26 protein-coding genes and 1 pseudogene are annotated in these 25,057 nt (G+C 63.3%); 19 read left to right on the top strand and 8 right to left on the bottom strand.

Annotated elements, in window-relative coordinates:
• The first annotated feature begins 434 nt into the window (after positions 1-434).
• The 8 genes from AAHM41_RS09690 (at position 435) to AAHM41_RS09655 (ending at position 6,984) form a co-directional block, all read left to right on the top strand.
• Positions 435-944 carry a hypothetical protein gene (locus AAHM41_RS09690; RefSeq protein WP_342236324.1) on the top strand — a complete coding sequence of 170 codons (510 nt, stop codon included), beginning with the start codon at positions 435-437 and terminating at the stop codon, positions 942-944.
• A gap of 106 nt (positions 945-1,050) precedes the next feature.
• A complete protein-coding gene (locus tag AAHM41_RS09685; RefSeq protein WP_342236323.1) occupies positions 1,051-1,545 on the top strand; it encodes a hypothetical protein in 495 nt (164 codons plus the stop codon).
• A 181-nt stretch (positions 1,546-1,726) separates the two neighbouring features.
• Positions 1,727-2,131, top strand: a complete 405-nt coding sequence (locus AAHM41_RS09680) for a hypothetical protein (RefSeq protein WP_342236322.1) — start codon at positions 1,727-1,729, stop codon at positions 2,129-2,131.
• Positions 2,132-2,230: 99 nt separating this feature from the next.
• Positions 2,231-2,452 carry a hypothetical protein gene (locus AAHM41_RS09675; protein WP_342236321.1) on the top strand — a complete coding sequence of 74 codons (222 nt, stop codon included), beginning with the start codon at positions 2,231-2,233 and terminating at the stop codon, positions 2,450-2,452.
• Positions 2,453-2,521: 69 nt separating this feature from the next.
• Positions 2,522-3,466, top strand: a complete 945-nt coding sequence (locus AAHM41_RS09670; protein WP_342236320.1) for a formylglycine-generating enzyme family protein — start codon at positions 2,522-2,524, stop codon at positions 3,464-3,466.
• Positions 3,467-3,496: 30 nt separating this feature from the next.
• Entirely contained in the window at positions 3,497-5,299 is a 1,803-nt protein-coding gene (locus tag AAHM41_RS09665) for an arylsulfatase (RefSeq protein ID WP_342236319.1), read from the top strand.
• Positions 5,300-5,462: 163 nt separating this feature from the next.
• On the top strand, positions 5,463-5,819 hold the full coding sequence (locus tag AAHM41_RS09660; RefSeq protein ID WP_342236318.1) for a DUF2252 family protein: 357 nt from the start codon (positions 5,463-5,465) through the stop codon (positions 5,817-5,819).
• Between the two features lie 115 nt (positions 5,820-5,934).
• Positions 5,935-6,984: an HAD family hydrolase gene (locus tag AAHM41_RS09655; RefSeq protein ID WP_342236317.1), complete on the top strand. Its 1,050-nt coding sequence runs from the start codon at positions 5,935-5,937 to the stop codon at positions 6,982-6,984.
• Positions 6,985-7,077: 93 nt separating this feature from the next.
• Here the strand turns inward: AAHM41_RS09655 and AAHM41_RS09650 are convergent, their stop codons facing one another.
• Positions 7,078-8,865 (bottom strand): tetratricopeptide repeat protein, encoded by a 1,788-nt coding sequence (locus AAHM41_RS09650; protein WP_342236316.1) that lies wholly within the window; start codon positions 8,863-8,865, stop codon positions 7,078-7,080.
• Positions 8,866-8,952: 87 nt separating this feature from the next.
• Positions 8,953-9,225, bottom strand: a complete 273-nt coding sequence (locus tag AAHM41_RS09645) for a hypothetical protein (protein WP_342236315.1) — start codon at positions 9,223-9,225, stop codon at positions 8,953-8,955.
• A 417-nt stretch (positions 9,226-9,642) separates the two neighbouring features.
• Here AAHM41_RS09645 and AAHM41_RS09640 point away from each other — a divergent pair, with 417 nt between their 5' ends.
• Entirely contained in the window at positions 9,643-10,344 is a 702-nt protein-coding gene (locus AAHM41_RS09640; RefSeq protein WP_342236314.1) for an IS6 family transposase, read from the top strand.
• Positions 10,345-10,527: 183 nt separating this feature from the next.
• Here AAHM41_RS09640 and AAHM41_RS09635 read toward each other — a convergent pair whose 3' ends face one another.
• Together AAHM41_RS09635 and AAHM41_RS09630 are read right to left on the bottom strand one after the other, a co-directional pair.
• Complete coding sequence (locus AAHM41_RS09635; protein ID WP_342236313.1) at positions 10,528-10,785, bottom strand: 2OG-Fe(II) oxygenase family protein; 258 nt, start codon at positions 10,783-10,785, stop codon at positions 10,528-10,530.
• On the bottom strand, positions 10,760-11,266 hold the full coding sequence (locus tag AAHM41_RS09630) for a hypothetical protein (protein WP_342236312.1): 507 nt from the start codon (positions 11,264-11,266) through the stop codon (positions 10,760-10,762). The genes AAHM41_RS09635 and AAHM41_RS09630 overlap by 26 nt, the downstream gene beginning before the upstream one ends.
• 200 nt (positions 11,267-11,466) lie before the next feature.
• On the opposite strand from AAHM41_RS09630, the pseudogene AAHM41_RS09625 reads away from it, so the two are divergent.
• Positions 11,467-11,613 (top strand): annotated as a pseudogene (locus AAHM41_RS09625) (ISKra4 family transposase); the annotation flags it as partial.
• 57 nt (positions 11,614-11,670) lie between these two features.
• Here AAHM41_RS09625 and AAHM41_RS09620 read toward each other — a convergent pair.
• Positions 11,671-12,186 (bottom strand): hypothetical protein, encoded by a 516-nt coding sequence (locus tag AAHM41_RS09620; RefSeq protein WP_342236311.1) that lies wholly within the window; start codon positions 12,184-12,186, stop codon positions 11,671-11,673.
• Between the two features lie 1,001 nt (positions 12,187-13,187).
• On the opposite strand from AAHM41_RS09620, the gene AAHM41_RS09615 reads away from it, so the two are divergent.
• From AAHM41_RS09615 to AAHM41_RS09595, 5 genes are all read left to right on the top strand, one after another.
• Positions 13,188-14,420: a polyhydroxyalkanoate depolymerase gene (locus AAHM41_RS09615; protein ID WP_342236310.1), complete on the top strand. Its 1,233-nt coding sequence runs from the start codon at positions 13,188-13,190 to the stop codon at positions 14,418-14,420.
• A 257-nt stretch (positions 14,421-14,677) separates the two neighbouring features.
• Positions 14,678-15,094: a phasin family protein gene (locus AAHM41_RS09610; RefSeq protein ID WP_342236309.1), complete on the top strand. Its 417-nt coding sequence runs from the start codon at positions 14,678-14,680 to the stop codon at positions 15,092-15,094.
• Positions 15,095-15,210: 116 nt separating this feature from the next.
• On the top strand, positions 15,211-15,414 hold the full coding sequence (locus AAHM41_RS09605) for a hypothetical protein (protein WP_342236308.1): 204 nt from the start codon (positions 15,211-15,213) through the stop codon (positions 15,412-15,414).
• Between the two features lie 275 nt (positions 15,415-15,689).
• A complete protein-coding gene (locus AAHM41_RS09600) occupies positions 15,690-16,238 on the top strand; it encodes a hypothetical protein (protein ID WP_342236307.1) in 549 nt (182 codons plus the stop codon).
• A gap of 180 nt (positions 16,239-16,418) precedes the next feature.
• Positions 16,419-16,670: a ribbon-helix-helix domain-containing protein gene (locus AAHM41_RS09595; RefSeq protein WP_342236306.1), complete on the top strand. Its 252-nt coding sequence runs from the start codon at positions 16,419-16,421 to the stop codon at positions 16,668-16,670.
• Between the two features lie 575 nt (positions 16,671-17,245).
• Here the strand turns inward: AAHM41_RS09595 and AAHM41_RS09590 are convergent.
• The 3 genes from AAHM41_RS09590 to AAHM41_RS09580 form a co-directional block, all read right to left on the bottom strand.
• Positions 17,246-17,548 carry a hypothetical protein gene (locus AAHM41_RS09590; protein ID WP_342236305.1) on the bottom strand — a complete coding sequence of 101 codons (303 nt, stop codon included), beginning with the start codon at positions 17,546-17,548 and terminating at the stop codon, positions 17,246-17,248.
• A gap of 375 nt (positions 17,549-17,923) precedes the next feature.
• Positions 17,924-18,232, bottom strand: coding sequence for a c-type cytochrome (locus AAHM41_RS09585; protein ID WP_342236304.1), 309 nt, complete (start codon positions 18,230-18,232; stop codon positions 17,924-17,926).
• Between the two features lie 154 nt (positions 18,233-18,386).
• The gene (locus tag AAHM41_RS09580) at positions 18,387-18,689 is read right to left on the bottom strand and encodes a hypothetical protein (RefSeq protein ID WP_342236303.1); all 303 of its coding nucleotides are present in this window, start codon (positions 18,687-18,689) and stop codon (positions 18,387-18,389) included.
• A gap of 342 nt (positions 18,690-19,031) precedes the next feature.
• Here AAHM41_RS09580 and AAHM41_RS09575 point away from each other — a divergent pair, with 342 nt between their 5' ends.
• The 4 genes from AAHM41_RS09575 (at position 19,032) to AAHM41_RS09560 (ending at position 25,041) form a co-directional block, all read left to right on the top strand.
• Entirely contained in the window at positions 19,032-19,886 is an 855-nt protein-coding gene (locus AAHM41_RS09575) for a DnaJ domain-containing protein (protein ID WP_342236302.1), read from the top strand.
• Complete coding sequence (locus AAHM41_RS09570; protein ID WP_342236325.1) at positions 19,780-20,220, top strand: hypothetical protein; 441 nt, start codon at positions 19,780-19,782, stop codon at positions 20,218-20,220. Before AAHM41_RS09575 ends, AAHM41_RS09570 begins: the two co-directional genes overlap by 107 nt.
• Positions 20,221-20,656: 436 nt before the next feature.
• Positions 20,657-21,430: a tetratricopeptide repeat protein gene (locus tag AAHM41_RS09565; RefSeq protein ID WP_342236301.1), complete on the top strand. Its 774-nt coding sequence runs from the start codon at positions 20,657-20,659 to the stop codon at positions 21,428-21,430.
• 1,052 nt (positions 21,431-22,482) lie between these two features.
• Complete coding sequence (locus AAHM41_RS09560; protein ID WP_342236300.1) at positions 22,483-25,041, top strand: ATP-binding protein; 2,559 nt, start codon at positions 22,483-22,485, stop codon at positions 25,039-25,041.
• Positions 25,042-25,057 lie beyond the last annotated feature (16 nt).

The following is a 25,057-nucleotide window of genomic DNA, read 5'->3' as shown; positions in this document are numbered from 1 at the left end:
CGATGAGGTCGAGCTCAACGTTTCCCGGTCGGACCGTGACCGCTTCGCTGAGACCGGATCGGCGGCTGCAACGGTAAATTTACCCGTCGTTACCTGTGCAAGCGCCGCTGCCGCCCGCATGCTGGCGACGGAAATCGAAGCGCGTGCTTGGTCTCCGCGGTTTTGAAAGCTGATCGGCGATGGCCTCGGGGCAAGCTCCCGTCGATGTGGCTCGGGACGGCGAGGCGCACCACGTGCCGCGCCGTCGACGTTGGCGCCGCCGCGGCTACACCCGTGGTGTTCGCTCCGGCCCAGGCTGCGTGCAGGTCGTGAAGGCGTGCGTGCAGATCACCTGACGCTGCCCATGATCGGCTGACGAGCGACCGTGCTTAAGGAAGGCAATTGCGGCGCCGCATTCTTGACGTCGGCATTCACGTTTGTCCGGGAAATTGAACATGACAATCCGCCTCCGAAACGTTGTTGTCATCTCCGCATTGGTCGCCAGCGGCTGTTCGGGCCCTCGTGTCGTCGTCGAGGACGTGAACCCGCTCTACTCGAGGACGGAGTTCTTTGCCGCCGCGGACGGGCGAGATCTACGGACCATAGTTCTGGGCAATCCATTCGGAGTCTCCGCCTTCGATGGTGCAGTCACGGACATTATGACGAGCACGCCGGTCGGGCCGAAGACCCGCTTTACGACCACGCCTGGGCCTTCCGCGAACCGGGATTATTCCGTTGCCGTTGCCTTCAATCCCTCTCCTGACGTCCTGGCGGTGAATCTCTGCAATGTTCAATCCCTCCCGACAGCGGCAGCGCAGCGGCCGATCGTCGTCAGGGCGGCATTCTGCGCCGGTGGTGGGGAGGCCTCGGCGGTATCCGGGTATCTTGATCAGGCGACCGGGCCGGAGGATCCAAAGTTTGTCGGCCTCATCCGAAACCTGACACAGCAATTGTTTCCTGGATAACCAGATCGAAGTCGGCCTTTTGCGAGGAATTCCGGAGGCCGCTCCTGGTCTCACGCAATCACCGGAAAATTCTTGAATCAATTAGCAAGTTTGAGGGGAAACGCACATGAACTCACGCGGCATTCGCAGCCACGGTCTGTGGCACAGGCGATTGTCACATGCCGGTCTTTTGGCCGTCATGTTGCTCGCTGCCTGCTCCAACCAGCAGTCCGGCCCTCCCCCGACGCTCGCAGGTCAGGCGCCGGACGGCACGGTGGAGATGCATGAAGTCCAAGCCGCCTATCTCGGCAGCGGCACCGCCGGCAACGGCACCCTGTTTTTCCGTGGCCGGAACTACCCGTTCAAGGTCGGCGGCGTCGGCGTCGGTGGCATCGGCCTGTCCACGGTCGAGGCCCGTGGCGAGGTCTACAAGCTGCAGAGCATCGATCAGTTCCCGGGGGCCTATGCCCAGGGCCGCTACGGTTTTGCCATCGGCACCACGAGCGGCGGTGATCTCTGGCTGCAAAACGACGACGGCGTCGTCATGCACCTGGTCGCCAAGCGGGAGGGCCTGATGCTGAGCCTCGGCGCCGATGCGATCGAAATCACCATGGGCCGATGACGGCCCGCGACCTGGAGCGGACATGAACCAGGACTGAAGCCGGTCCCGCCGGGGCGACAAGGGGAGAACAGCAGAGTGGCGACGATCCTTGCGGCGACCGCCCCGACTCGCGCTCGCCGTCGGCACATTCACCGGGCCCCTGTGCTGCGCGGCCTTCTTGGCTCCAGCCGCGGCCCAGGACATGACCGCGCCAGCGCCCGCGAGCTCGGCGGCCGGGCCGTGGTTTGTCCGGATCACCCCCTACGCCTGGCTGCCCTCGGTCAGCGGCAGCACCCGCGGCGACCGCGGCCGCGGCGATCGCAGTGTCCCGTCGCTGTCGATCGACAAGGACTTCTCGGACATCCTGAGCGATCTCGACTTCGCCGGCATGATCGTCGGCACGGTCCGCTACGAACGGATCGGCCTGCTCGTCGACCTCGACTACATATCCCTCACTGTCGACGGCAATCTGTCCGGCCCCTTCAGGACCCGGTACCACACCAATCTGGAAGCCGTTCTGGCCACGGTCGGCGCCACCGCCCGGGTGGTGGACGAGCCGAAGCTTGGCATCGATCTCCTGGTCGGCGCCCGGATTCTGGGGCTGTAGGTCGACAGCGACTTCAAGGGACAGGGTCGGCTCGGCCTGTCGCGCGGCTTCAGCGACAGCGCCACGATCGTCGATGGCCTCGTCGGGGGCCGCGCCAGTGTGGAACTGGGCGACGGGTTCTCGCTGCTCGGCTATGCCGACATCGGCGCCGGCAACTCCGACCTCACCTGGCAGGTGCTCGGCGCCGTCGAATACACGTTCAGCAATTCGGTCTCGGCCGCCCTCGGCTACCGCTACCTCGGCTATGACTTCGGCGGCCACGCGCCGCTCGACGACCTGGCGCTCTACGGGCCGATCCTCGGCGTCACCTTCCGGTTTTAACCGCGGCCGCGTGGCCGCAATGCATTGGCTGCTTCGATGATCTCAATTGCATCCATTCCGATCGCACAGATGGACGCCGAACGTGCGGACATGATCTGGATTGCCGGCGGCCGTTTCCGGATGGGATCCGATCACCACTACCCCGAGGAAGCGCCTGTGCACGGCGTTCGGGTCGATGGCTTCTGGATGGACCGGACACCGGTGACCAACCGGCAGTTCCGCGCCTTCGTCGAGGCGACTGGCTACGTGACCTTCGCCGAGGTCCCGCCGGACCCGAAGGACTATCCCGGCGCGAAGCCCGAGATGCTGAGGGCGGCCTCGCTCGTCTTCACGCCTCCGGCGCATCCGGTCGACCTGCGCAGATGTTCGCAATGGTGGGACTTCCGGAGCGGCGCGGATTGGCGCCACCCTTATGGGCCTGGCAGCGGCATCGAAGGGCTCGACGACCACCCGGTGGTCCATGTGGCGTATCAGGACGTCGTCGCCTATGCGGCCTGGGCCGGCAAGGATCTCCCCACCGAAGCCGAATGGGAATTCGCGGCCCGCGGCGGCCTGGACGGCGCGGAGTTCGCCTGGGGCGACGAATTCACGCCCGGCGGCCGCCATATGGCGAACACCTGGCAGGGCGCGTTTCCCCACGAAAACCTGGAGGCCGACGGCTATCCGCGGACGTCGCCGGTCGAGGCGTTCCCGGCCAACGGATTCGGCCTGCACGACATGATCGGCAATGTCTGGGAGTGGACGGGCGACTTCTGGGCCGACCGCCGCCAGCCCGATGCGCCGAAGGCGTGCTGCGTGTCGCAGAACCCGCGCGGCGGCAGCCTGGAGGCCAGCTATGACCACGCCACGGCGCACTTCCGGATCCCACGCCGTGTCGTCAAGGGCGGGTCCCATCTCTGCGCCCCGAACTACTGCCGGCGCTATCGACCGGCCGCGCGTCACGCCCAGCCGGTCGACACCTCGATGAGCCATATCGGCTTCCGCTGCGTGAGGCGGACAGCCGCTCCAACCTGAAACTATCGGTCGAACAGGAGGATGAGACACATGGATGCGAATGACAGGACGCCCGAGACGGCCGACATCAACGGCACGGGTCGGCAGGATTCAGCCGCGGGAGCGGGCGCCGGTGTCAGCCGGCGGAAGCTCCTGCTCTCGGGCACCGCGCTGGCGGCGGCTGCCGGGGTGACAATGCCCTTCGCGGCGGCCGAGGCCCAGAACGCGCCGACGCCGGCCCAGCCGGCGGCCACGGGCAGGAAACCCAACATCGTCGTCATCATGGGCGACGATGTCGGCTGGTTCAACATCGGCGCCTATCATCGGGGCATGATGTCCGGAAAGACGCCCAACCTCGACAAGCTGGCGTCCGAGGGCATGATGTTCACCGACTATTATGCGGAGGCGAGCTGCACCGCAGGCCGGTCGAGCTTCATCACCGGTGAGATCCCGTTGCGCACGGGCCTGACGACCGTCGGCCAGGCCGGCGCGGATGTTGGCATGCCGGACAAGGCCGCAACCATCGCCGCCGCCCTCAAGGTCCAGGGCTATGCCACCGGCCAGTTCGGCAAGAACCATCTCGGTGATCTGAACAAGTACCTGCCGACACTGCACGGCTTCGATGAGTTCTTCGGGTATCTGTATCACCTCGACGCGATGTCGGACCCCTACTGGTACTCGTTCCCGGATGATCAGGCCTATCGCGACAAGGTCGGCCCGCGCAATCTGGTGCACAGCTGGGCGACGGACACCGACGATCCGATCGAGGAGCCGCGTTGGGGCAAGGTCGGCAAGCAGAGGATCGTGGACGAGGGCCCGTTGGCGCCGTACCCGGACATGACCAACGTGCCGAACATGCACGACATCACGCCGAAGGCCAAATACGACATGGGGACCTTCGATGAAGTACTGGTCAAAGAGTCGACCGACTTCATGGACAAGGCCAAGGCGGATGGCAAGCCGTTCTTCGTCTGGCACAACACGACGCGCATGCACGTCTGGACGTTCCTGTCGCCGAAGTACCAGGCCCTCATGAACAGCGAGAGCAACTTCGGCCTCGAGGAAGCCGGCATGGCGCAAATGGACGACAGCGTCGGCGCGATTATGAAGCACCTGGACGATATCGGCGAGGCCGACAACACCATCGTCATCTTCACCACCGACAATGGGGCGGAAGTGTTCACCTGGCCCGATGGCGGCATGACCCCGTTCAAGGGCACCAAGGGCACCGTGTTTGAAGGCGGCTTCCGCGCCCCGGCGATCATCCGCTGGCCGGGCAAAGTGAAGCCGGGCACGGTCGAGAACGGCATCTTCTCCGCCCTGGATTGGTTCCCCACCCTCCTGGCGGCGGCCGGCAATCCCGACATCACCGACCAGCTCCTGAAGGGCGTGCAGCTGGGTGACCGGACCTACAAGAACCACCTGGACGGCTACAACCAGCTGGATCTGCTGCTGGGCACGGGGCCGTCCGCGCGCCATGAATTCTTCTACTTCGGCGGCCCTCACCTGGGCGCGCTTCGCATCGATGACTTCAAGTATCAGTTCTACCAGCAGCCAGGAGGTTGGCCTGGAGCGAAGGTCACGACGGATATGCCCACCATGGTCAACATCCGCCAGGATCCGTTCGAGCGGACACCGTCGCTCGGCGGCCAGAGCCTCAACGATCTCGGCGGGGGCTACATGAATGACTTCTATGCCCGCGAGTTCTGGCGCTTCGTCACCGTCCAGGAGACGGTCGCAAAACTGGCCCTCACGGCGATCGACTATCCGCCGATGCAGGACCCGGCGTCGTTCAATCTGGATGCCGTGAAGAAGCAGATCGACGAGGCGATCAGGAACAAGCCCGGCAACTAGGCAGGAGCGACGCGATGGGCAGCTCCTGCGGGCTGCCCATCCTTATCTATCCGGAACGAGAGATCCGAGCAGACCTGCCTTTCAGCTTTCCAGCCCATGCGGAATTTGGTCGCGGGAGGAACCCGATGGCGACACGCCGTCAAATGCACCGACTGGCTGCAGGATGGGCCAGCGCCTGATGCAGCCGGCCTCGGACCTGTTCCTCGGCTGGGTCACGGGGGACAAGGGGCAGCGGTTCTACATTCGTCGGCTGCGTGATGTGAAGGTGCCGCCGCTGGTCGAGACCTATGACGCCGAGATGCTGTCGATCTACGCCGTCGCCTGCGGCTGGGTCCTGGCGCGTGCGCATGCGAAGGTGGGGGATCCTTGGGCGATCAGCGGCTATCTCGGCAAGACGGATGAATTCGACGAGGCCATGGGCAAGTTCGCCCTCGCCTGCGCCGACCAGGCTGGCCGGGATCATGCGGCGCTGAAGATTGCGGTGCGCGAGGGTACCGTCGATGTCGATCTCGAACACTGATGCCGCGGAATGCCGGCGCCTTGAGGACGAGGCGCGAACCGAGGATCGCAACCCAGGCCCCAATGAACTCGCGGCAGGCAGGAAATTGCCTGCGGCGACACCAGGGAGAAAGGCCATGAAGTCGACCCTCTCGTCACTCGCCGTCAGCCGCCGCGCCCTGCTGTCGACGACGGCCGCACTCGCGTGTCTGCCACAATTGCTCCTTTCGACGGCTGTGCGGGCACAGGCGGCGGCCAGCACGCTGCCGTCCTGGAACGACGGGCCAGCGAAACAGGCGATCCTCGACTTCGTGCGTGCCGCGACCGACACGGCCGGCCCGAACCACGTGCCAGCCGAAGACCGGATCGCCACCTTCGACCAGGACGGGACCCTGTGGGTGGAACATCCCCTGTATCCACAGGCGATGTTCGCGCTGGACCGGCTCCGCGTCTTGGCCGCACAACATCCACCCTGGGAGACGCAGGAGCCCTTCACGTCGGTTCTATCGGGCGACGCCGAGTTGGGATCCCTCAGCGAGAAGGATTGGACCGAGATCATCGGCGTCACGCATGCAGGGATGAGCGACGACGCGTTCTCGGAGATCGTGAAGCGTTGGTTGGAGACGGCAAGGCACCCCCGCTTCAACCGGCCTTACACCGAACTCGTCTACCAGCCGATGCTCGAGCTGATGGACCATCTGCGCGCCAATGGGTTCCGCATCTACATCGCAACGGGTGGTGGGCAGGAATTCGTGCGCGCCTATGCGCAACGCGTCTATGGAATTCCCCCGGAACACGTCATTGGCTCAAGCATCGTGACCAAGTACGAGGCCGAAGGCGGCGTGCCCGTGCTGATGCGGATGCCGAAGGTGTTCTTCATCGACGACGGCGATGGGAAGGCGATCGGGATCAACCTGTTCATCGGCAAGAGGCCCCTTGCAGCCTTCGGCAATTCCGACGGCGACCGAGAGATGCTCGAATGGACCGATGCCGGCGGCGGTGCACGACTGAAGATGCTGGTCTGTCACGACGACAACGATCGGGAATATGCGTATGGACCGGCCGGTGGCCTGGAAGGAACGAAGGTCGGCAACTTCTCCGAGACGCTGATGAGCGAGGCGAAAGCGCGTGGCTGGACCGTGATCAGCATCAGGAAGGACTGGAAGCGGGTGTTTGCCTTCGAGTAGTGCCTGCCAAGAGCATGGCCGTGAATCGAGCCCGAGACCCATGCCGATCCCCGCGCCGACTTGGCGCTTGGTCCATGGCTTGTCACCGCTCCCTTATTGGACTGCGAGGCCCGCCTGGCGGAGGCCGTCCGCCAGCATGTCGATCAAGGCATCGGTGTAGTGTCGTGAGCGGAAGTCATCCCGCATCTCGGCGGCATAATCCGGGCGCAGTTCCAGCAGCCGGGCCACGGCGGCCTGCGCTTCTGCCTGGCGGCCAAGCTTGCCATAGATCGCCGCCAGCACCAGGTGGGTGCCGTAGAACTGCGGCAGCTGGATCTGCTTCGCCTCGGTCAGCGCCTCGTCGAACTCGTCCTTGCGATAGTGGTCGAAGGCGAGCGTGAAGCGGTTCAGCGGCGGCAGAACCATGCTTCGCTCGGCGGCGCGCCGGACCATCTCGGCGCCTTCGTCCCACCGGCCACGGGCGAAGATGCGAATACCGAGTTCCGCCAGCAGCTCGGGATTGTTCGGGTTGATTTCGATCGCCCGGCGGCCGGCCCGGTCTGCCACCTCGAAATTGCCGAGCCGGTGGTTGACGTCCATCAGCGCTTCGAGGGCGGTCTCGGACTCCGGAGCCAGCGCCACGGCCCGTTCGGCCGCCTGCAGCGCCCGCGTCGCCGATTCCTGCGCCGTGCCGATGCGATTGAAGCCGTTGCGATCCTCGTCGAGATAGACAAAGGCGAGCATGGACCAGGCGTCTGCATAGGTCGCATCCGCCGCGACCGTCGCTTCGAGGCACGCACGGACGTCTCGGTGCAGGATCTCGGAAATCGCCATGTAATAGGCACGCGCCCGCAGGACGCAGCCATAGCCGCTGGTCGGGAGAACCATCTCGATATGCGTCTCGCGCGTGGTGACGAGCCCCGTCGGCTCTCCGATGCGCGTCGCGACATCGCGCGCGATCTCATCCTCGATCGGGATCATGGTCCCGTCGGCGACCGACCGATCGATCGCATCCGACCAGACCGTCTCGCCGCGCCGGACGTCGCTCAGCCGCCACCAGAAGCGGATCGAACCACCGTCCTCCCGAAGGCTGGAGTCGAGCACATAGAGTGAGCGCCGGTCGCCCTCCACGGCCAGGCGATCTTCGATCACCTGGCGCCGCGCGTCATCCGGCGCATAGACCACACGGATCCCCTGGAACCGCGTCATGGCCATCATCAGGGACTGGGACAGGCCGAGCGCCATCTGGGTTCTCACGGGATCACCTGGTGCCACTGCGACCGGATCGACGATCAGGAGTGGTTTCTGCGACGCCGCCGGCGGCTGCAGGAACAGGTATGCGCCGACCGCGACTGCCGCGATCAAGGCGGCGACGACAGCCAGGCCCTTCCACCTGCCCATGATCGCGAAGGGGTGCTGTGGCTGTTTGGGCTCGGGCGCCTGCGGAGCGGATGGTGGCGTCTCCGGAGGCTCGGCGGGGCGATCGCCTGGTCGAGCCTCGAAGAACGGGACGTAGCCCCCTTTGGGCATTGTGATGCGGATCGAGGCATCGGATCCGGGACCGGCATAGTAGGCCGTCAGCGCCGCCCGGAGCCGCGCCGCTTCGATCCGGACGATCGGGTCGGAGCTGCCGTCGAAATCCTCACCGCGGCCGAACACGTCGATTGCGATCGAGTAGGATTTGACGCGGTCGCCGCGGCCGGCGAGGGTCTCCTCGACCGTGAAGCGCAGGAAGCGGCGGTTGCGATCGGAGGCGTGGAAATTCGGGTCGCTCAACAGGCGGGCGAGCGCCTCCCGGATGTAGGCCTCGTCAATTCCTGCCTTTTCGACCTTGCAATCGGACGGGACGCAATTCGTTTCGTTGAGCTCGGCTGGCATGTTTCCCTCGCCGCTCTCATCCATATTCAACCATCGTACTGAAAAAATCACATTTCTAAAATCAAATATGGCATATGAGTAGTAGAATATTTCGCCAGAGCGACTTCAGGACTATAGCCCTGGCTTGTCGGAACACACGGCAAGCTTGTCCAGAATCTCGCCTTCGATTTCTGCAACCAGCTCCCGATACTCGGCAGCGCGAGCGTCGGCGAGGGAGTGGTCGGACCTCAGCCACGTCTCCAGCGCATCGTGCGCTTCGGCATAGATCTCGCAAAGTGAAGCGAACTCGTCGTTCGTCTCGGCGCGGTTGGCGAGCACCGCACGACGAGCCGGCCACCGGAGCATGAGCCGTGATAGTCCTCGCCGGGCGGATCTGCTCAGCATCGGCAGCGACCTCCAGTCCAAAGGCCCGGTTGCAACATGGCACCTTGTACGAGGGCGGAAGACGTGTCCCGGTTCGATGTCAGCGCAGACTCCTCCTCTGATCCCGCTGTCCCTGCGGTGAGGCCCGTCGCCTCTTGAAGCGGGGCTCGGTTCGAACTCTGGTCAGTTCAACCGGTCAGCGATGGCGCAAGGCCGGCTCCGAATGACAGGGTGCTCAAGGGGATCCACTTCAAACGGAGTGCGAGAGGTTCAACGATGCCCTCCCCATCCAGCGGAAACGAGGCTGCAGCGGTAATGTTACGGTTACGCCGGATCGCCGAACCGGGTCCGTTTTGGGACCGAAAGCGCCCGTTTAGCCGGAGGGGCTTGTCACGTTCGCGGCCTTGCGGAGGGCCGGCGAGCGGCATAGCGGTGGCCATGACCCCGCCTGACTATGCCGGTTATCGCTTTCCATCCGACGTGATCCAACGCGCCGTGTGGATGTACCTTCGCTTCACGCTGAGCTACCGCGACGTCGAGGACCTGCTCGCCGAACGCGGGATCGAGGTGTCGCACGAGACGATCCGTCGGTGGGTCAGCGCGTTCGGCCCGATGATCGCGAGGCGCCTTCGCGCGCAGCGGCCGGCGCCGCACCGGCGCTGGCACCTCGACGAGATGTTCGTCCCGATCGGCGGCAAGCAGATGTATCTCTGGCGCGCCGTCGATGCCGAGGGTGAGGTGCTCGACGTGCTGGTTCAGGCCAGGCGGGACGCGGCTGCAGCCCGCAAGCTGATGCGCAAGCCCCTCCGGAAGCAGGGCATCACTCCAACCGCCTGGGTCACCGACAGGTGCCCGGCCTACGCCGCGGCGCTTCGCGATCTGGGCCTGGGCGCCGCCGTTCACATCAAGGGCAAGCGGCTGAACAACCGGGCCGAAAGCTCGCATGTCCCGGTTCGCCGGCGGGAGCGCAAGCTGCAACGGCTCAAATCGGCCGCCTCGTCGCAGCAGTTCCTGTCGATGCATACCGCGACCTACAACACCTTCAATGTCTGCCGCCATCTCACCACCGCCCGAACGCACCGCCGCCTCCGCGCTGAGGCGTTCGTGTCATGGCGGGATGCGGCTGGCGTCGCGGCCTGAGCCTGGCGATGCCGGCCGAATCGCGGCCACGCTCAACAACGTGACGAGCCCTCCGCTGGCGCTTGGACAATGCGCTTGTCGATGGCGAAGTTGACTGCGGGCTCCGCGAAGGATGTGGAGATCCGCTCGCCGGACCGCCAGCGCTCTCCGAAGCGGCTCGTAGAAGAATGACACGAAGAAGGGCTACCGGCCCGGTGACAGCACGCGGTGCTCGGCGGCAAGGATCCGCCCGCTCGTCCAGCGTTCGAGAATTTCTCCGAAGTTCACGACGAGATGACCTTCGGCCGGCGGGATGTGGTGCCAAGTGCCGTCCGGCAGACGTGCCTGCAGGCCGTCCGCCTCATCCCGGAGTAGAAGGGTCAAGCAGCCGAAATCAGCATGGGCCCCGCTTAGGTAGCCTTGGCCGGGCCGTGGCTCACCAGTATTTCTTGAACCGCGCATCAGTCGAATCATAGGGTTGATCTAGGATCGCGGTCCTTACCTTCGTGCTGACCTCCTTCAGCGTGGCGAACATTCGGTTGAGTTCCGACAGACCACCTATCTGCTCTGGACCGTATCGCACGACGAGATACTCGCGCTGATCGTGGATTTTCAGAAGATGGGCCTGCGTCTTGGCTCTGAGGCAGAGACCCTTCTGGCTCGCCATAGCTGTCCGTTGGGCCAGATCGTGCTGCAATCCGCGCACCTGTTTGTGGTTGATGTCATGGAAGACGAGAAAGGCGTTCAGGTACATTTCGACTGCATGAATCGCGCAAAGACGTGCTGGAGCAGAAGACGCCGAGTTTACGCAATTAACCTGCGGCAACAGTGAATTCGCCGCCGTAAGGTATTCGTCCGCCAGACCAATGAACTGTCCAACAGTCGCCTCGCTACCTGGATACGGTGGCCTCTCCGTAGCTGACGCTTCCGGCGGCTGCTCCATGGCTCTATCCGCATCGGACGCTTTCAACTACTTACCCTCCTATCGGTGCCGACTCCTACACCATCCGATGGGACAGACACGACCTATCAGCTGCCAGCGTGATTTGCCGTCGGCTTCTGAGAACATCTCTACAGAACGAGTGAAGAGATTCGTCGCCCCAATCATTCAGTGCAGCATTGCTTTGAAACGTGACAATTCTCCAGCGGATGCAGTGGACGAAGCGTGGCGCGCATCATCTGTCGCAGGTCCGGACCCGAACGCTGGACGGCGTCCTGAGGACGAATTTCGAGGACTGGTTTCCGGGTCTCGCGGCGAATGACGACACCTCTGCCAGAACGGTCGCCTGAGCCAGCCCCCGCTCTGTTAGGCTCTCCTACTCCTCAACGGATGCAAATCCGAAGGAGTCATCGCCAATTTTGCGAGCGGACGTAGTTGAAGCGCCGTAGGCGCTCGAGAATCGCGGCCTGCAGGGCCTCGAAGCTGGACCGACTCGGAAGAAGCGTCTCGCTAATGTACAGCACACCGCCGGCATGTCGGATCGAAAGCCTGCGCTGTCGTGAGGCCGTCTGCAGCCGGACTTCGCGGATTGCGGAGATCGGCAAAATGATCGGATCGGGAGAAAAGAGGTTCTTCGGCACCGATAAGTCAGAGTCCGAGAGTTCCACCGACTGCCGGCTGAACAGCCCCGCGGCGAGGGCAAACAAGCACGTCAGCACGAACAGAGCGGACACGCCGGCAAAGACGCCATAAAATATTCTGGCGCCTCCAACCGAGAGTTCCACGAGATGGTTGATGACGAGTCCTCTGTTCGTTGTCGCTGCCTTGTGCGCCATCAGGACTCCACCGGCCAGGAAAAACACGGCGCCAAAACACATCAATCCGATTCTCGGCTTGTATGGAAAATGCAGCACTTCCGTCATGAGTATTGGTTCCGTCCAAAATGCGTCCAGATCAATGCAGATCCTCGCGTCAGCTTTGAGCGCGGGGACTCAGGTCTTCCGTCGCCAGTGTCCGCCGCCGGATTTCCCAAGCAGACACGACAGGCGCTCGTGATGGTCATCAGGCACCAGAACTTACGGGCCTCTAGCTCAGTAATGCTACGGGTCTCTAGCTCAGTAATGCATAGTCTGGATTGCCTAGGGCGGGTTCGGTTATCCCGTTATGGGTGAGCAACTGAACGCCCCATCCCCACGCCAATCCATAATAGTCTCCCACGCGCCGGTACCCTGATCGGCGAAATCGTTCAAGCGGCTCGGATCTGTGCCGCTTGGCAAACATCATGTCAACAGACGCGTGGGCCGCGGTCTTCCGCATCCGGCCCCTATGCTGACGCAATAATATTGGAACTTGCTCAGCAATGAAGTCGCGATACTCGCGCCAATAGGGAAAGTGTTTCGGACGCGTGCCCAATCTGGTGGGTTATCTGTCTTGGCCATCTCAACCGCTCTAGATCAAAATCAGCCGTTAACCGGATTGGCGTCGCTGACGACGTCGCCAGATCCGGTCGATGGCGTCCATGCCAAATTGATGCTGTGACGGCAAAAACCTGGCGCCTTGCTGGAACGAAAGGTAACGCTCGAAGCGTCCTCCTCCAACTAGGCTGCATGCACTAGACCGGAGAGGGGGCCTCATCGCCGCGACCGACCCCGGAGCGGTGACGTCCGCCGCCACGGCGTGAATCGGGGTAGTGTGAGCGTCGCTGGGATTCTGGCCACCAGACGGAACGCATGAGCAACTGCGTACCAAGTGTCGGGCGACATGGAAATCTGACACGGGGTTCCAGTTCCGGATGTCGCTTGATACCATACCCGTTTCAGCGCCCCGCCGACGACGTTTGGCGTAGGGACGCAGCCTATCCACCATCTCGTCGGCGAACGGCGCACCCTCTAGCCTTTCCAGGGATTTTCGAAAGCCCTGAAGCGTGCTGTATTCCGCCTATCAATCCTATTTTGAATTCTGTGCACCGATCCGCGCGATGGCACAGGTGGCCCACCTCGGATTGTGGTCCGCGGCCGGTACTGCCGATCCCTTCGGCCTGCGGCCAGCCGCTGCCGCATGGGAGCTGTTGTCGCGGACCGAATTGACCCACGCCCGGCCGGCCTTCGGCATCGATCGGGTTGCCGTCGGCAACCGGGAGGCAACCATTGCCGAAGCGCCCGTCGCGATCACGCCGTTCGGTACGCTCCTTCATTTCCGCAAGGACGTCGAAGCGGTCCAGCCGCGGGTGCTGATCGTGGCGCCGCTGTCCGGCCACTTCGCCACGCTCCTCCGGCCTACGGTCCGCACGCTACTGGCCGAGCACGATGTGTTCATCACCGACTGGCACAACGCCCGCGACGTCGCTGTGTCGGACGGATCCTTCGGCTTCGACGACCAGGTCGAGCATGTCATCCGGTTCCTCGAGCTGATCGGCCCCGGCGCTCATGTCGTGGCAGTCTGTCAACCTTGCGTCGAGGTGCTTGCGGCCGTGGCGGTGATGGCGGCGGCCGGCCATACCGCCCAGCCACGGAGCATGACCCTGATGGCCGGCCCGGTCGATGCGCGGGTCAACCCGACGAAGGTGAACGAACTTGCGACCGGCAAGCCACTCGACTGGTTCGAGAGAACCTTGATCGCCACCGTCCCCGGACCTCACCAGGGTGCCGGGCGGAAGGTCTATCCCGGCTTCGCCCAGCTCCTCGCCTTCATGTCGCTCGATATCGCTCGGCACCTGCGGGCGCATCGCGATCTCTACGGCCATCTGACCCGGGGCGAGACGGAGAAAGCGGCGACGATCAAGGCGTTCTACGACGAGTACTTCTCAGTCGCCGATCTGCCAGCGGAATTCTATCTCGATACCGTTCGCAAGGTGTTCCAGGAGGCACTGCTGGCGACCGGGGCTATGACCTTCCGCGGCGAGCGCGTCGACCCTCGGGCGATCCGCCGGACCGCGCTGCTGACCGTCGAAGGCGAACGCGATGAGATCTGCGCCCCTGGCCAGACCGCTGCCGCCCATGCGCTCTGTTCCGGTCTCCATCCGGATATGAAGCACCGTCTGCAGGCCGCCGTCGGACACTACGGCGTGTTCAGCGGACGCCGCTGGCAGAGCCAGATCTATCCGGCGATCCGCGACCTCATCCGATCGACCGACCGATCCGCCGCGATGCGGGAATAACTAAAAATGCCGTACAACATCGTGAGCATTTTCCCGATACTCCCACTTGATATCGTTACCATCGGCCAAAAGAATAATTGAGTGTTGACTCGAAATATTATAGGGGCCAAGGTTTTTTGATCCAATCGGCGCCGATTGGATGACCTGAAGAACAAAATAATTGCGGAAATCGTCTCGTACTGTCGGGGCCCCTGAGGGGGCGCTCGCAGCTTGGCGGCTTGACTTTCATTCAACAGATTCCGATTTGGAGGCCAACCATGAGCAAGCAGGACGACACCGCGGCCGGCATGGCAGTAGCCCTTTCTGCGCTGTTCCCATTCACCAGCTCGGCGACGAACGCTGTCGTCCAGGCCGGAAAGCCCTATGTGCAGGCCAGCCTGGAATGGCAGGAGGAGTTGGTCGGCTTCGTCAGCGCGCGGTTGCGCGAGGACCTCGAGCTCCACAAGTCGATCGCCGGATCCCGGAATATCGCGGACGTGATCAAGCTGCAGCAGGATTGGGTCACGGCCTCGATGCGGGCTTATCTCGATGAAGGCGGCAAGCTCGCCGAGATCGCGCGGCACGCTGCCAGCAATGGCGTAGCGCTATTGTATGAAACGGCGCAGTCCTCTTTGGGGCAAGGCGCGCCCCAGGGGAGTGGGAAGGCCACCCGCACGAGTATCGCCGCAGAGTAGGCCGATCTCGGAGCAGAGCGCGGCGCCCCGCGTCGCGCCGTCCGCTGCGTTGCCGCACGCGCAAAACTGTGCGAGCCCAGGGAGGAGCGCCCATGTCTGCGCATCATGAAGGCGTTGTGCGCCACGCGCTGTCGCGGAAAGGTGGTTTCATCGGCGGGGCCTGGCCGATCAGCGGCGCCGCCCTTGCGGCGTTGGTCGATCTCGGCCTGCCGGACGAGATGATCGCCCAATATTTCATGATCGAGCCGCGATCGGTCGTGGCCCTGCGTGCGCATTATGGTGTCGAGCGCTCTGCGTCGCCATCCGGCCAGCCTGACTGATGCGGATGCTGCGCGGCCACAAGCCGCATCTGTCGCGGCACTCCGGCCCGGCTGGCGGTGTCGCGACATCCGGGGATGAGCGTGACGGTTCTGCGGGGCAGGCAGGGGCTGCTGCAGTGGTTGCTTTGAGCAGATCTGCCTCGTCCTTGAGAACATCGACCTGATCGTCGCTACGGTCAGCGACCGCGCCCCATGCCGCATTGGAGGGTTCAATGGTCGATAGAACGCTTCGCCTGGCCTCGACCAGCAGCCCGAGGCCGGATACACGCCAGGGCATGATCCTGCCGCCGTTTATGGGTCGGAATTCGGCCGAGCCTGCGCTGAAGGATTTCCAACAGCTGGGGCTGACAATCGTGCGCATGGGGGCGGGGCGGGTGCAACTGACCGGTTGCTTTGCGGATTGCCTCGATCTCCATGTCATCGGCCGACCGCACGAAGCCGAGGACGATCCCGCACCCCTCGTTTGGGACGTGCTGGGCCGCTGGCGTCGTCCGCGCCGGCTCTGCGTTGTCCCATCGGAGCTCGACGAGTGGCTCGGGCTGTGCAGCCTCGACGCCTTTGCGCTTCTCCGCGGGCTCCGCAACGATGCCGTCGCTGAGAGCTTTGGTCCTGCGGCGACGGAGGACGGCTTCGACCACGGCGGCAACCGTGTGATCAACCCGTTCCGCGACCGTTTCGGCAACGAGACCAGCCCGGCGAGCGAATACGGCGAGGCCTATCGTCTGTGGCGGGCCTGCTGGAATGGCGCCAACGCTCGGGCACCCGCCGGCAAGCCCAAGGCACACCTCCGATGCTCCAGTCGAAGCGGAATCGACGATTTGTGAATCGGCATCAAGAAGCCATGCCGATTTAGAATTAGTACTTCAGTCGGGTCCCGGAGGAAGACACTGGAGGCTTGGGAAGTGTCAAATGACGGCTCCAGAGAAACTGTGCGGCACTTAATGGGCGATCATCCGTCAATACTTCGCACTCGCAATGTTACAGTTTCTGGCATGTGATCAAGCATGCGCCTGGAAGTACCCTTTTGGGACGCTTTAGAAGAGATCCTGGAGAAAGAAAGCCTAACAATGAGCGAGCTGGTGACGAGAATCGACAAGAAGATCACGGGCTTTGGAAATCTCTCAAGTGCGGTGCGCGTGTTTGTGTATAGCTATTTTTATACTCTAGCCAAACGGAAGGGGCCTAATCTCCCGCCAGATCTGGGATGGAAATCGGAGGTACTTTGGGGTCGCACATCCAGGACAAGAAGTAGGTGAAAGTTGGAGCAGGCGGCCGGATCATCTCGCAGCACGGATACCCCCCGTGCTCCTGAAGATCTCGCGCAGGCTCGGGGTCGAGGCGTGCAGAATGCCGCTGCCGTATGGCGCCAATGGCGTTTGCGCACTGATTTGCAGTGATGATCGGGAGACATTTGGATGCAGTGGTTTGAACTCTGGGCATCGGCTCGCGGGAGCGGCAGCCGTGGAGCATTTGAGTCCCTATCGATCACTATCCCGCTTGAGCACTGGCCCACGGATGGCGAGCTGGAGCAAGCCTTCGCTCAGCAAGGCTACGAGATCGTATGCATCATCGGGATGGCGCCAACGACGAACCCTGGCAAGGAGCGGTCCAAGTTGCCGCGCGGCGGGATTGACGTGTAGATCGGCGTGGACGGTCTGCGCAGATCGGCGCGCAAGCGCCTGATCTCGCTCGATGCTGAGGGGCAACACCTGGCGTCGAATCTCGCCAAGATGGCGGAGCGGTTCTAGCCTCAGCGTGACACGTCCGAACCCGGTGATGCCACTGTAGCCCGCACTGGGCGAAGGCAGTCGTGCACGGTCGCTCGGAAAGCCTAATGCCGTGTTCCGCTTTGATACGTCGACACGATCTGCACACCGGCCTCGGATGCGGACCAGCCGAAGCACCTCTGGGCCAATTGCAAAAATCGAAGGACTTTCATTGCCTGCTCGGCATCAAAGCTAACCGCCACTGCGGATTTGGCAATTAGCTCGCCAAATTCGTCCCTATCGCCATAGAGCATCGTCAATTCAATACCCGAGCCTCCAATTGGCTGAGCGATGACGTCGGCGGCGGGGGGAACCACACAGCGATGATCATCTTCAATATGGAGATGGCGGACCTGGGCTTTCTTCACGGCGGCCTCCTGAGCGAATATTCTTATGAAATAAGAGCACCGAATTTGGGAACTATATCACATTCGGCGTCTCTGTGCGCGCCAATTGTTGATCTGGCCAATCGAAGCGTCTGGCGGCTTTGGCAACAGGTATTGTAGCATTCCGGCCTTCGCCGAAGGGTCGATCCGCCAGACAGCAAGATTCCGCCGAAGACCGCCGAATGTTGCGCAAACTCTCGATTCCGCTGCCGGGGCCGACTATAGGCAGCCTGTCACAAAACGCTGGTGTCAAAATTTTTTCCACGGCAACGGAGTTTTGCGCTGCGGTTTCTGGCCATTCCAGACGATGGCCGGTATCCCAGCGACGGTCACACTGTGCCAAGTTGACCGGGGCGGCTAATCTGGTCGTCGCAGATAAGCAACCAGATCCTCGATCTCCTGACGGGTGAGGTTGAGGTTCGGCATCGGCGGATGTGGATCCGCCAGCCACGTCCGGAGGCGATCCGGTGTGAGATCGGGCCGTTCTTGGATTGCCGACAGCGAGGGCGCTGCATCGATTGCGGTTTGATCGCTCTGGCGGGCATGACAGGAGACGCACCAGGTTTCGGCAATGGTCCGTCCTCTTTCGCTGTCGCCGGCTGCTCCTGCAGCGCATGGTGTCAATGCCGACATGGCCGATAAGGCGATGAATGCGCCAACCCTCATTCGGCCCTCCCGTCCGTAAGTCAGGCGCCGTGGCGGGCACGGCGCGCTCCGGATCGTAAGCAATGTGCCATGCTGCGCTTGTCGCGGCATGGCAGCAAGCATCCATCGCCGGCCATGTCTCGCCCGGCGGAGCGAGGGGGCGGAGGCGGCCAGACTAAGGGCCTGGCGCCGCTTCAGTTCCGCCGCCGGCATGATGGTGCGCGTCAGGATGGCACTCGCAGAAGTGCCGCAGAACCAGCTTGAGCTTGGCAACCCGGAGCCGGTCGCCGTTTTGCTGCGCAGCGTGGATCTCGTCGCGGATCCAGTGCCGGATCTTGCTCTTGCCCTTCTTCGTATGGGCCAAAGAGTTGCCCAAGCCGATCGCAAGAATCTCGGGCAGGTGCTCATGCTCCGCGAGCAGCTCGATCTCCTCCTCGGTCAGCACGCTCATCGCCAGGCAGTCTTCGATGGTGATCATGGTCCGACCCTCGGTTCTCCCCGGCCCTGGCCGCACGGGACGGCCCGGTCCGCCTCGATTGCGCATGACGCTCGCTGTGCGCCGATTGGGGGACAATCCAACGAGCAATACTTTCAAGGTCTGCAGCGATCGGCTTTGCGCTGGATCAATCGGTTAAGATTTTGGGCCGTCGCTCGCGCACCTACGTGATCAATGGCTCGACTTGACGCAGCGCAAAGCGCTTTCGGCGCGGCTGCCTTAAGCAGCGGTTCGGCGGCCGATTTGGTGCGTGCCCCTGCCGAGCGGCGATCTTCCAGGGCCCCCGGCTTGTCACGTCGGCGGGATTGAAGCACGGAGGGAGCGGTGAACGAAGATCCGTACGAGATCCTGGACGTGAAACGCGACGCTCCGCCGGGAGAGATCCGCAACGCATACCGCCGGCTCGCCCGGAAGCTGCACCCGGATCTCAATCCCGGGGACCCTGCGGCCGAGGAGCAGTTCAAGCAGGTCTCGGCCGCCTACGGCCTGATCGGCGAAGATCGCCGAGATCAAGGCGCTGGCGGCGAAAGCCGACCAGCTGGTCGAAGCCTCGCTCGCCGAGAACACGCGCATCGCCTATGGCAAGGCCTGGCGCGCCTGGAGCGAATGGTGCCTGGGCTTCGGCCTCGACCCACCGGAGCCGATCCGGTGGCCGCGGCCGACGAGCGCTGGCTGGTCATGCACCTGACCGCCCTGTCGGAGACGCGGTCGCTGAACACCATCCTGCTGCGCCGCGCCGCGGTCGTGGCGATCCGCAAGCGGCTGAAGCGACCTCTGCAGCTCGACGACGCCGAGTTCGAGGCCTTCCTCAAGGACCTGCGCCGGACCAAGGGCGCGCGGCCGACCCGCAAGGCGGCGCTGCTCGAGCCCAACCTGCGCGCCGCGTCGCTGGTGCTGACCCCGGGGTCGCATCCGGAGCTGGCCGGCGCCGAGCTCGCCGGCGGGGGGCGACGCGCCCTGCGCGACATGGCGCTGCTGCTGATCGGTTTCGCCGGCGGATTCCGCCGCTCCGAGCTCTCCGCCTTTGACTTGCGCGACGCCACGTTCTCGGCCGAGGGCCTCGTGCGGTTCGTTGGCCGCTCCAAGGCCGATCAGGGGCGGCACGGCGCCAAAGGTCGGCGTCGAGGCGGTACCCGGCTCGTCGCTGTGCGCCGTCACGGCGCTGCGCCGCTGGCTTGAGGCTCGCGGTGACGGGCCGGGCGCCCTGTTCTGCCGGCTCGACCGCGGCGGCAACCTGATGGCCGACGTCGGCGGGCGCCTGCTGCCGGTCGACCTGGCAACCATCGCGCGGCTGGTGAAGCGCGTCCTCGCCCGCACCGGCGTCGCCCCGGAGGACTTCTCGGCGCACAGCCTGCGCGCCGGGATGATGGCCGCGGCCGACCTGCTCGGGATCCCGCTTGACAAGGCGATGGAGCACGGCCGGTGGAGCAGCTACGCCGCGGCGCGGATCTACCGACGGCATGAGAGCCTGTGGACGGGGAATTTCACCGCGAGGCTGCTGGCGGACGAATAGGCGAGCCCGGGAGGTCCTGGTCTCGGGTGCGGGCTAAAGGACAGCTTGGTTCCCGTTGCTGACGTTCGGGTGCCTTCCGAGCTCCTCAGAACCGGACATTCCTTCTGACCCATCCGCGCCGGGAAGCGGACCATTGTTTGGAGGGTAGATCTGTCCCCAATGCGGGTCTAACGCAGGCCGTCGGGCCCCTCCGGAACGGACATCCCCGCTGAATGCGCTGTCTTCCGGGCCCGTGCCTTCGACGCGCCCTCAGAATCTAATGGCTAATTTCGCCTGCAGAATCTGATGGCTAATTTCGCCTGGTTTCGATCAGTTGGCATAGAGCCCTAGGACTAGTAACATCGCGTCGCGGTGCTCGGAAAAGGGCGCAGGAGTTTCGAGTCCTACATATGAAGGGCTTTGCGGCCCGGAATCAGCATATCAGGGAGGCCACATTATGTCGCTCTACATGGCGCGCTTCCTTGCGGTCTCCGGGTTGCTGATGGTTTCAGCCTGCTCGGCGTCACACGACGCTTCGCAGGGATCGCTGCTGCGGGTGGGAGATCGCATTCGCGAAGCCGGTGATCCGGCAACCGCAATCAGTTTCTACCAGCGAGCGGCGACCAATGATCCTGGTGACCCCAAACCACTGGTCAAACTCGGCGATGCGCTGGCGCAGGTTGGCGATCCGGCACGCGCCGCCGGCTACTATCAGGCGGCGCTGGACATAACGCCGAATGACCCGGGTGCATTGAGCGGTCTCGGTCAGGCACAACTCGCCCTGGGCAAGCCGCGCGAAGCGCTGGTGGCGCTCGACCAAGCTTTGACCAGGCGGCCGGGCGATGTGACGACGATCTTGGCAAAGGGGACGGCTCTCGCCCTGCTCGGGCGTCCCAAGGAAGCTCAGTCCCTTTATCAGGCAGCCCTGGCCAAGGCGCCCGAAAATCTCAGTGTGAAGACCAACCTCGCTTTGTCCTATGCACTTGCTGGGGACACCGCTGAAGCCGTAGCCATCATGCGCCAAGTGGCCGCAGCGCCGGACGTCCAGCCTGTTTACAGGCGAAACCTTGCCCTGGTCTTGGCTCTTGACGGCCAGTTGAAGGAGGCTAACCAGGTGGCTGCGTCGGTGCTTTCCGAGCAGGATACGCGTGATCTGATCGAAGCGGGGCGCCGGATTCGGGAAATGACGGACCCGGCGCAGCGTGCCCGGGCAATGGGAACGATCGGCTGAGCCGAGCGGTTTCGGCAGAGCAGGCAGTTTTCGGAATCCGAGGAACCCGGGCGCTCGGTGCCATACGGGTGTTTCACGAGACAGTCAGATCGGCACGAGTGTCCGTACACGTCATGCCCGATGAAGATGGGCCGCGGTATTGAGGCCGATCTTACCGAGCGGTGCGATTGCCGTGCATCTAGCATTACTTTGGTACTTTTGGCCGTGCGGTTTCCGCGACGAGTCTATCGCAGTGCGGGCATCGTCGGGGTGGGGGCTGTGCGAGGATGTACCGCCTTCGGCGTTAGCCAAAGCTCCGAGGATGGCTTGCCGGACGGCCTGATCTGCCAAAGTAATGCTAGCCCGCCCACACCGGGGGCCTGCAAGACTTCATCGCTCCACATTGCCGTAGCGCTGTCGAAGGGAGCGCCATCGGATATAGGGGCTCTCTACCGATGATCAGCGGTCCTACTCCTTCTGGGGTAATTAACATGGATCAGTTTTGGCCTCAAAGTACAGACGTTGAGGTTACTGCATCGCGGTAAGATTTTTCAGAAATTCTCTCCAGAAGGCGCAAGGGAATGTAGTACAAATCATAACAGATTATGCGCGGCAGGCTCTCTTCGAGTTCTGGTTTTGTGGAGGCGAGCGCTATTCGGCTGTGCATTGAACTCATGAACAGGCATTCGTCGCGACCTCGCGGGCCTGGACGCACATAGGCAACAGGCGTTCCTATCCTTCCCGCGCGGAGGCAATGCTCCTCACAATTGATCTGAATCAAAAGCAGATGAACGGCTTCTTGGCTGAATGTGTCGCTATGTTTACTTCGGGCGAGAACCTCGCCATCCGCTAAGTCACTTTAAATTTCATCGAGTCATCAAGTGCATCCGATAGCTCAGAGATTCGGAGTTTACCTCCACAGAGAAAATAGGCCTGGGTCGGGAAACCTGCGCCGCCACGTTTTCGAGCCGGGCGGTGCTTCGAATGGGCAGATGTGGGCCGGTTGGATCCTCAAGCCATCGCTTGCGGTCAGCTCGCTAGGCCTGCGATCCCGGTTCCTAATGATGGGACTGGTGGCTTTTCTTCCCCTTCTCGCTGTGGTTTTTGTCCAGGCTCGGGATCATCGTGACCAGAGCCTGACCATTGCACGATCACAGGCGGAATTTCTGACTTCTCTCTCGGTGGAGAGGGGCGGGCGCATTTTGGATCGGGCCAGGACGATGGTGCCGGCGCGGGCCTCGTCCCTCGATCTCCTCGCCTCGCAGGCGGCGTGCAGCGCGGTCGCCGCCGATCGCGAACACCACTTGTGGCTGGGCGAACTCAGCATTGTGAGGCCGGATGGTACCGACTTTTGCGCCGAGATACCGGAGGAGGCTAAAAAACTCGTGGTGAGCAGCGATGTGCAAGCCGCGCTGGCTGCTGGAAAGGTCGTGACGGGCGAACCGATACCTGGCCCCACCCCCGACATCGTCCGGATTCCGCTATTCGCGCCTATCGTTCACCAAGGCCGCACTGCGGCGGCGCTCGTCGCCGCGGTCGATCTCAGGCTGTTCGAAGCTGTCGAGACGGCAAACGTCGGCAGGGGCCGCGATGTGATGGCAAGCGTCATCAACGGGCGCGGCCATATTGCTGCTGTCTATCCCCCAAACCCAGAATTGCTCGGCCGACGTTTTGATGGGCAGGAGATGGCTCCGATCGCCGGTCAGACGTCCAGCAAGGTCGAGGTCTGGCCGGACTTAGCGGGTCACGCGCGTCTGTTCGCGGCCAAGAGGCTCACCGAGACGGCTGGAACGGTCATGGTGGGCATCGGTCTTCAATCCATCGTGGGGCCGGAAGACGAAGAGTTCCAAAGACAGTCTCTCTTGATCGCGATGGTCTTTGCCGGATCTGTGCTGCTGACGCTCGTCGGCGGTGAGGTTCTGTTGTTCACCCCGCTTCGTTCGCTGGTGAGGGCCGCGGCCGCTATCGAGTCCGGCGATCTGTCCGTTCGCTCAAATCTGCATGCCAGAGGAGAGATCGGCGCTCTCGCAAAGACGTTCGATCGGATGGCCGAAGCGGTCGCAGACCGGGAAAGGGAGCTTCGCGCTGCCAACCAGGCCGCCGAGGGGGCGCTGCGGCAGGCGGAGCAGGCCAACGAGGCCAAGACGGACTTTCTGGCATCGATGAGTCACGAGATCCGTACGCCCCTGAGCGGAATCATCAGCTACACAGAACTGTTGCTGGATGAGCCGCTGAGGCCGTCTGAGCGCCTCTATGCGAAACGCATCGAGGCCGCCGGATCGGCTGTTCTCACGCTGGTCAATGACCTCCTGGATTTCGCCCGGATCGAAGCTGGCCGGACAACGATCGAGGTCAAGCCGTTCTCGTTGGTCTCGCTCGTCGACAACGCAGTCTCGATTGTCCGAGCCCTGGCGGACAAGAAGAGACTCCCGATCACTCTTGAGCTCGATCCCGACCTTCCGGATGCCGTGCTCGGCGATGAGCCGCGCCTGCGGCAAATTCTGCTCAACCTCCTGAACAACGCAGTGAAGTTCACACCGGCGGGGCGGATCGTCGTCAGGGTCGACCATCGTGGCACCAGTGACGCGGGTGAACGCATCGGCTTTTCGGTGTCCGACACCGGCATCGGCATCCCTGCTCGCCACCGCCACCGTCTGTTCCAGCGTTTCTCGCAACTGCATCAGTCGGAGGGTGACGCGACCCATGGCGTAGGGCTAGGCCTCGCCATCTCCAAGAGCCTCGTGGAGCTCATGGGCGGGCGCATTGGGTTCGAGAGCAACGAGGGCTGCGGGTCGACCTTCTGGATCGAGGTTTCGCTGCCACGTGCTTCGCGCAGTGCTCTTGAGCCCAACGAGCCGGGCGAGGTTCCGGCATTCGGAACGGCAAGAATTCTCGTGGTCGACGATCTCGAGATGAATCGCGATATCGCAAGCGCCATGCTCCGCAGAGCCGGCTGTGAGGTGAATGCGGTATCTGATGGGGCATCGGCGATCGACGCGGTGGCCAGCCAGCATTACGACCTGGTTCTCATGGACATCCAGATGCGCGAGGTCGATGGCATTACCGCGACGCGCCGGATACGTCAGTTGCCCGCACCAGCCGGGATGGTTCCGATCGTCGCGATGACGGCGAATGTCCTGCCGCAACAGGTCCGGGCAATGAAGGACGCGGGGCTGAACGACCATGTCGGCAAACCCCTCACGCGTTCGACCCTGATCGCAGCGATTGACCGTTGCCTCAGAAGCGCCGCCAGTGTCGTGCCAGGACCAGCGGGGATTTTGAGCAGCGCGGCAACAGAGCAGGAGTTCGATCGCAAGACCTTCGAGGAGCTTCGGTCGCTCCTTGGTGACGTGCAAATGCCGAACTGGCTGCGCCGCCTCGATGTCAGGCTGCGCTCGCTCCAGACCCTGCTCGATGCGCCCAGTCCCGATCGGGAGGCGATCGCGAGGACCGCCCATGCGTTGGTGTCGCACGCCGCCCCTCTGGGATTCCTTAGGATTTCCCACATCTGTGCCGAGTTGGAGGGTGCCTGTCGATCGGATTCGGATCTCGATGAATGGTTGGAACCGGTTCGCATTGCCTGTCGAAACGCCCTGTGTCGTCTCGACGCCATGGCGCCGGCATCGAGCTGAGATCAGTCGGGGCTCG

The organism is Inquilinus sp. OTU3971 (genome assembly GCF_038440215.1).
This window is presented reverse-complemented; position numbering and strand designations above follow the sequence as displayed.

Excerpts from the sequence above, each read along its gene's own strand:
- AAHM41_RS09690 (WP_342236324.1), top strand. The coding sequence starts at position 435 with ATGACAATCCGCCTCCGAAACGTTGTTGTCATCTCCGCATTGGTCGCC.
- AAHM41_RS09685 (WP_342236323.1), top strand. The coding sequence starts at position 1,051 with ATGAACTCACGCGGCATTCGCAGCCACGGTCTGTGGCACAGGCGATTG.
- AAHM41_RS09680 (WP_342236322.1), top strand. The coding sequence starts at position 1,727 with ATGACCGCGCCAGCGCCCGCGAGCTCGGCGGCCGGGCCGTGGTTTGTC.
- AAHM41_RS09670 (WP_342236320.1), top strand. The coding sequence starts at position 2,522 with ATGGACGCCGAACGTGCGGACATGATCTGGATTGCCGGCGGCCGTTTC.
- AAHM41_RS09665 (WP_342236319.1), top strand. The coding sequence starts at position 3,497 with ATGGATGCGAATGACAGGACGCCCGAGACGGCCGACATCAACGGCACG.
- AAHM41_RS09660 (WP_342236318.1), top strand. The coding sequence starts at position 5,463 with ATGGGCCAGCGCCTGATGCAGCCGGCCTCGGACCTGTTCCTCGGCTGG.
- AAHM41_RS09655 (WP_342236317.1), top strand. The coding sequence starts at position 5,935 with ATGAAGTCGACCCTCTCGTCACTCGCCGTCAGCCGCCGCGCCCTGCTG.
- AAHM41_RS09650 (WP_342236316.1), bottom strand. The coding sequence starts at position 8,865 with ATGGATGAGAGCGGCGAGGGAAACATGCCAGCCGAGCTCAACGAAACG.
- AAHM41_RS09645 (WP_342236315.1), bottom strand. The coding sequence starts at position 9,225 with ATGCTGAGCAGATCCGCCCGGCGAGGACTATCACGGCTCATGCTCCGG.
- AAHM41_RS09640 (WP_342236314.1), top strand. The coding sequence starts at position 9,643 with ATGACCCCGCCTGACTATGCCGGTTATCGCTTTCCATCCGACGTGATC.
- AAHM41_RS09635 (WP_342236313.1), bottom strand. The coding sequence starts at position 10,785 with ATGCGCGGTTCAAGAAATACTGGTGAGCCACGGCCCGGCCAAGGCTAC.
- AAHM41_RS09630 (WP_342236312.1), bottom strand. The coding sequence starts at position 11,266 with ATGGAGCAGCCGCCGGAAGCGTCAGCTACGGAGAGGCCACCGTATCCA.
- AAHM41_RS09620 (WP_342236311.1), bottom strand. The coding sequence starts at position 12,186 with ATGACGGAAGTGCTGCATTTTCCATACAAGCCGAGAATCGGATTGATG.
- AAHM41_RS09610 (WP_342236309.1), top strand. The coding sequence starts at position 14,678 with ATGAGCAAGCAGGACGACACCGCGGCCGGCATGGCAGTAGCCCTTTCT.
- AAHM41_RS09600 (WP_342236307.1), top strand. The coding sequence starts at position 15,690 with ATGATCCTGCCGCCGTTTATGGGTCGGAATTCGGCCGAGCCTGCGCTG.
- AAHM41_RS09595 (WP_342236306.1), top strand. The coding sequence starts at position 16,419 with ATGCGCCTGGAAGTACCCTTTTGGGACGCTTTAGAAGAGATCCTGGAG.
- AAHM41_RS09585 (WP_342236304.1), bottom strand. The coding sequence starts at position 18,232 with ATGAGGGTTGGCGCATTCATCGCCTTATCGGCCATGTCGGCATTGACA.
- AAHM41_RS09580 (WP_342236303.1), bottom strand. The coding sequence starts at position 18,689 with ATGATCACCATCGAAGACTGCCTGGCGATGAGCGTGCTGACCGAGGAG.
- AAHM41_RS09565 (WP_342236301.1), top strand. The coding sequence starts at position 20,657 with ATGTCGCTCTACATGGCGCGCTTCCTTGCGGTCTCCGGGTTGCTGATG.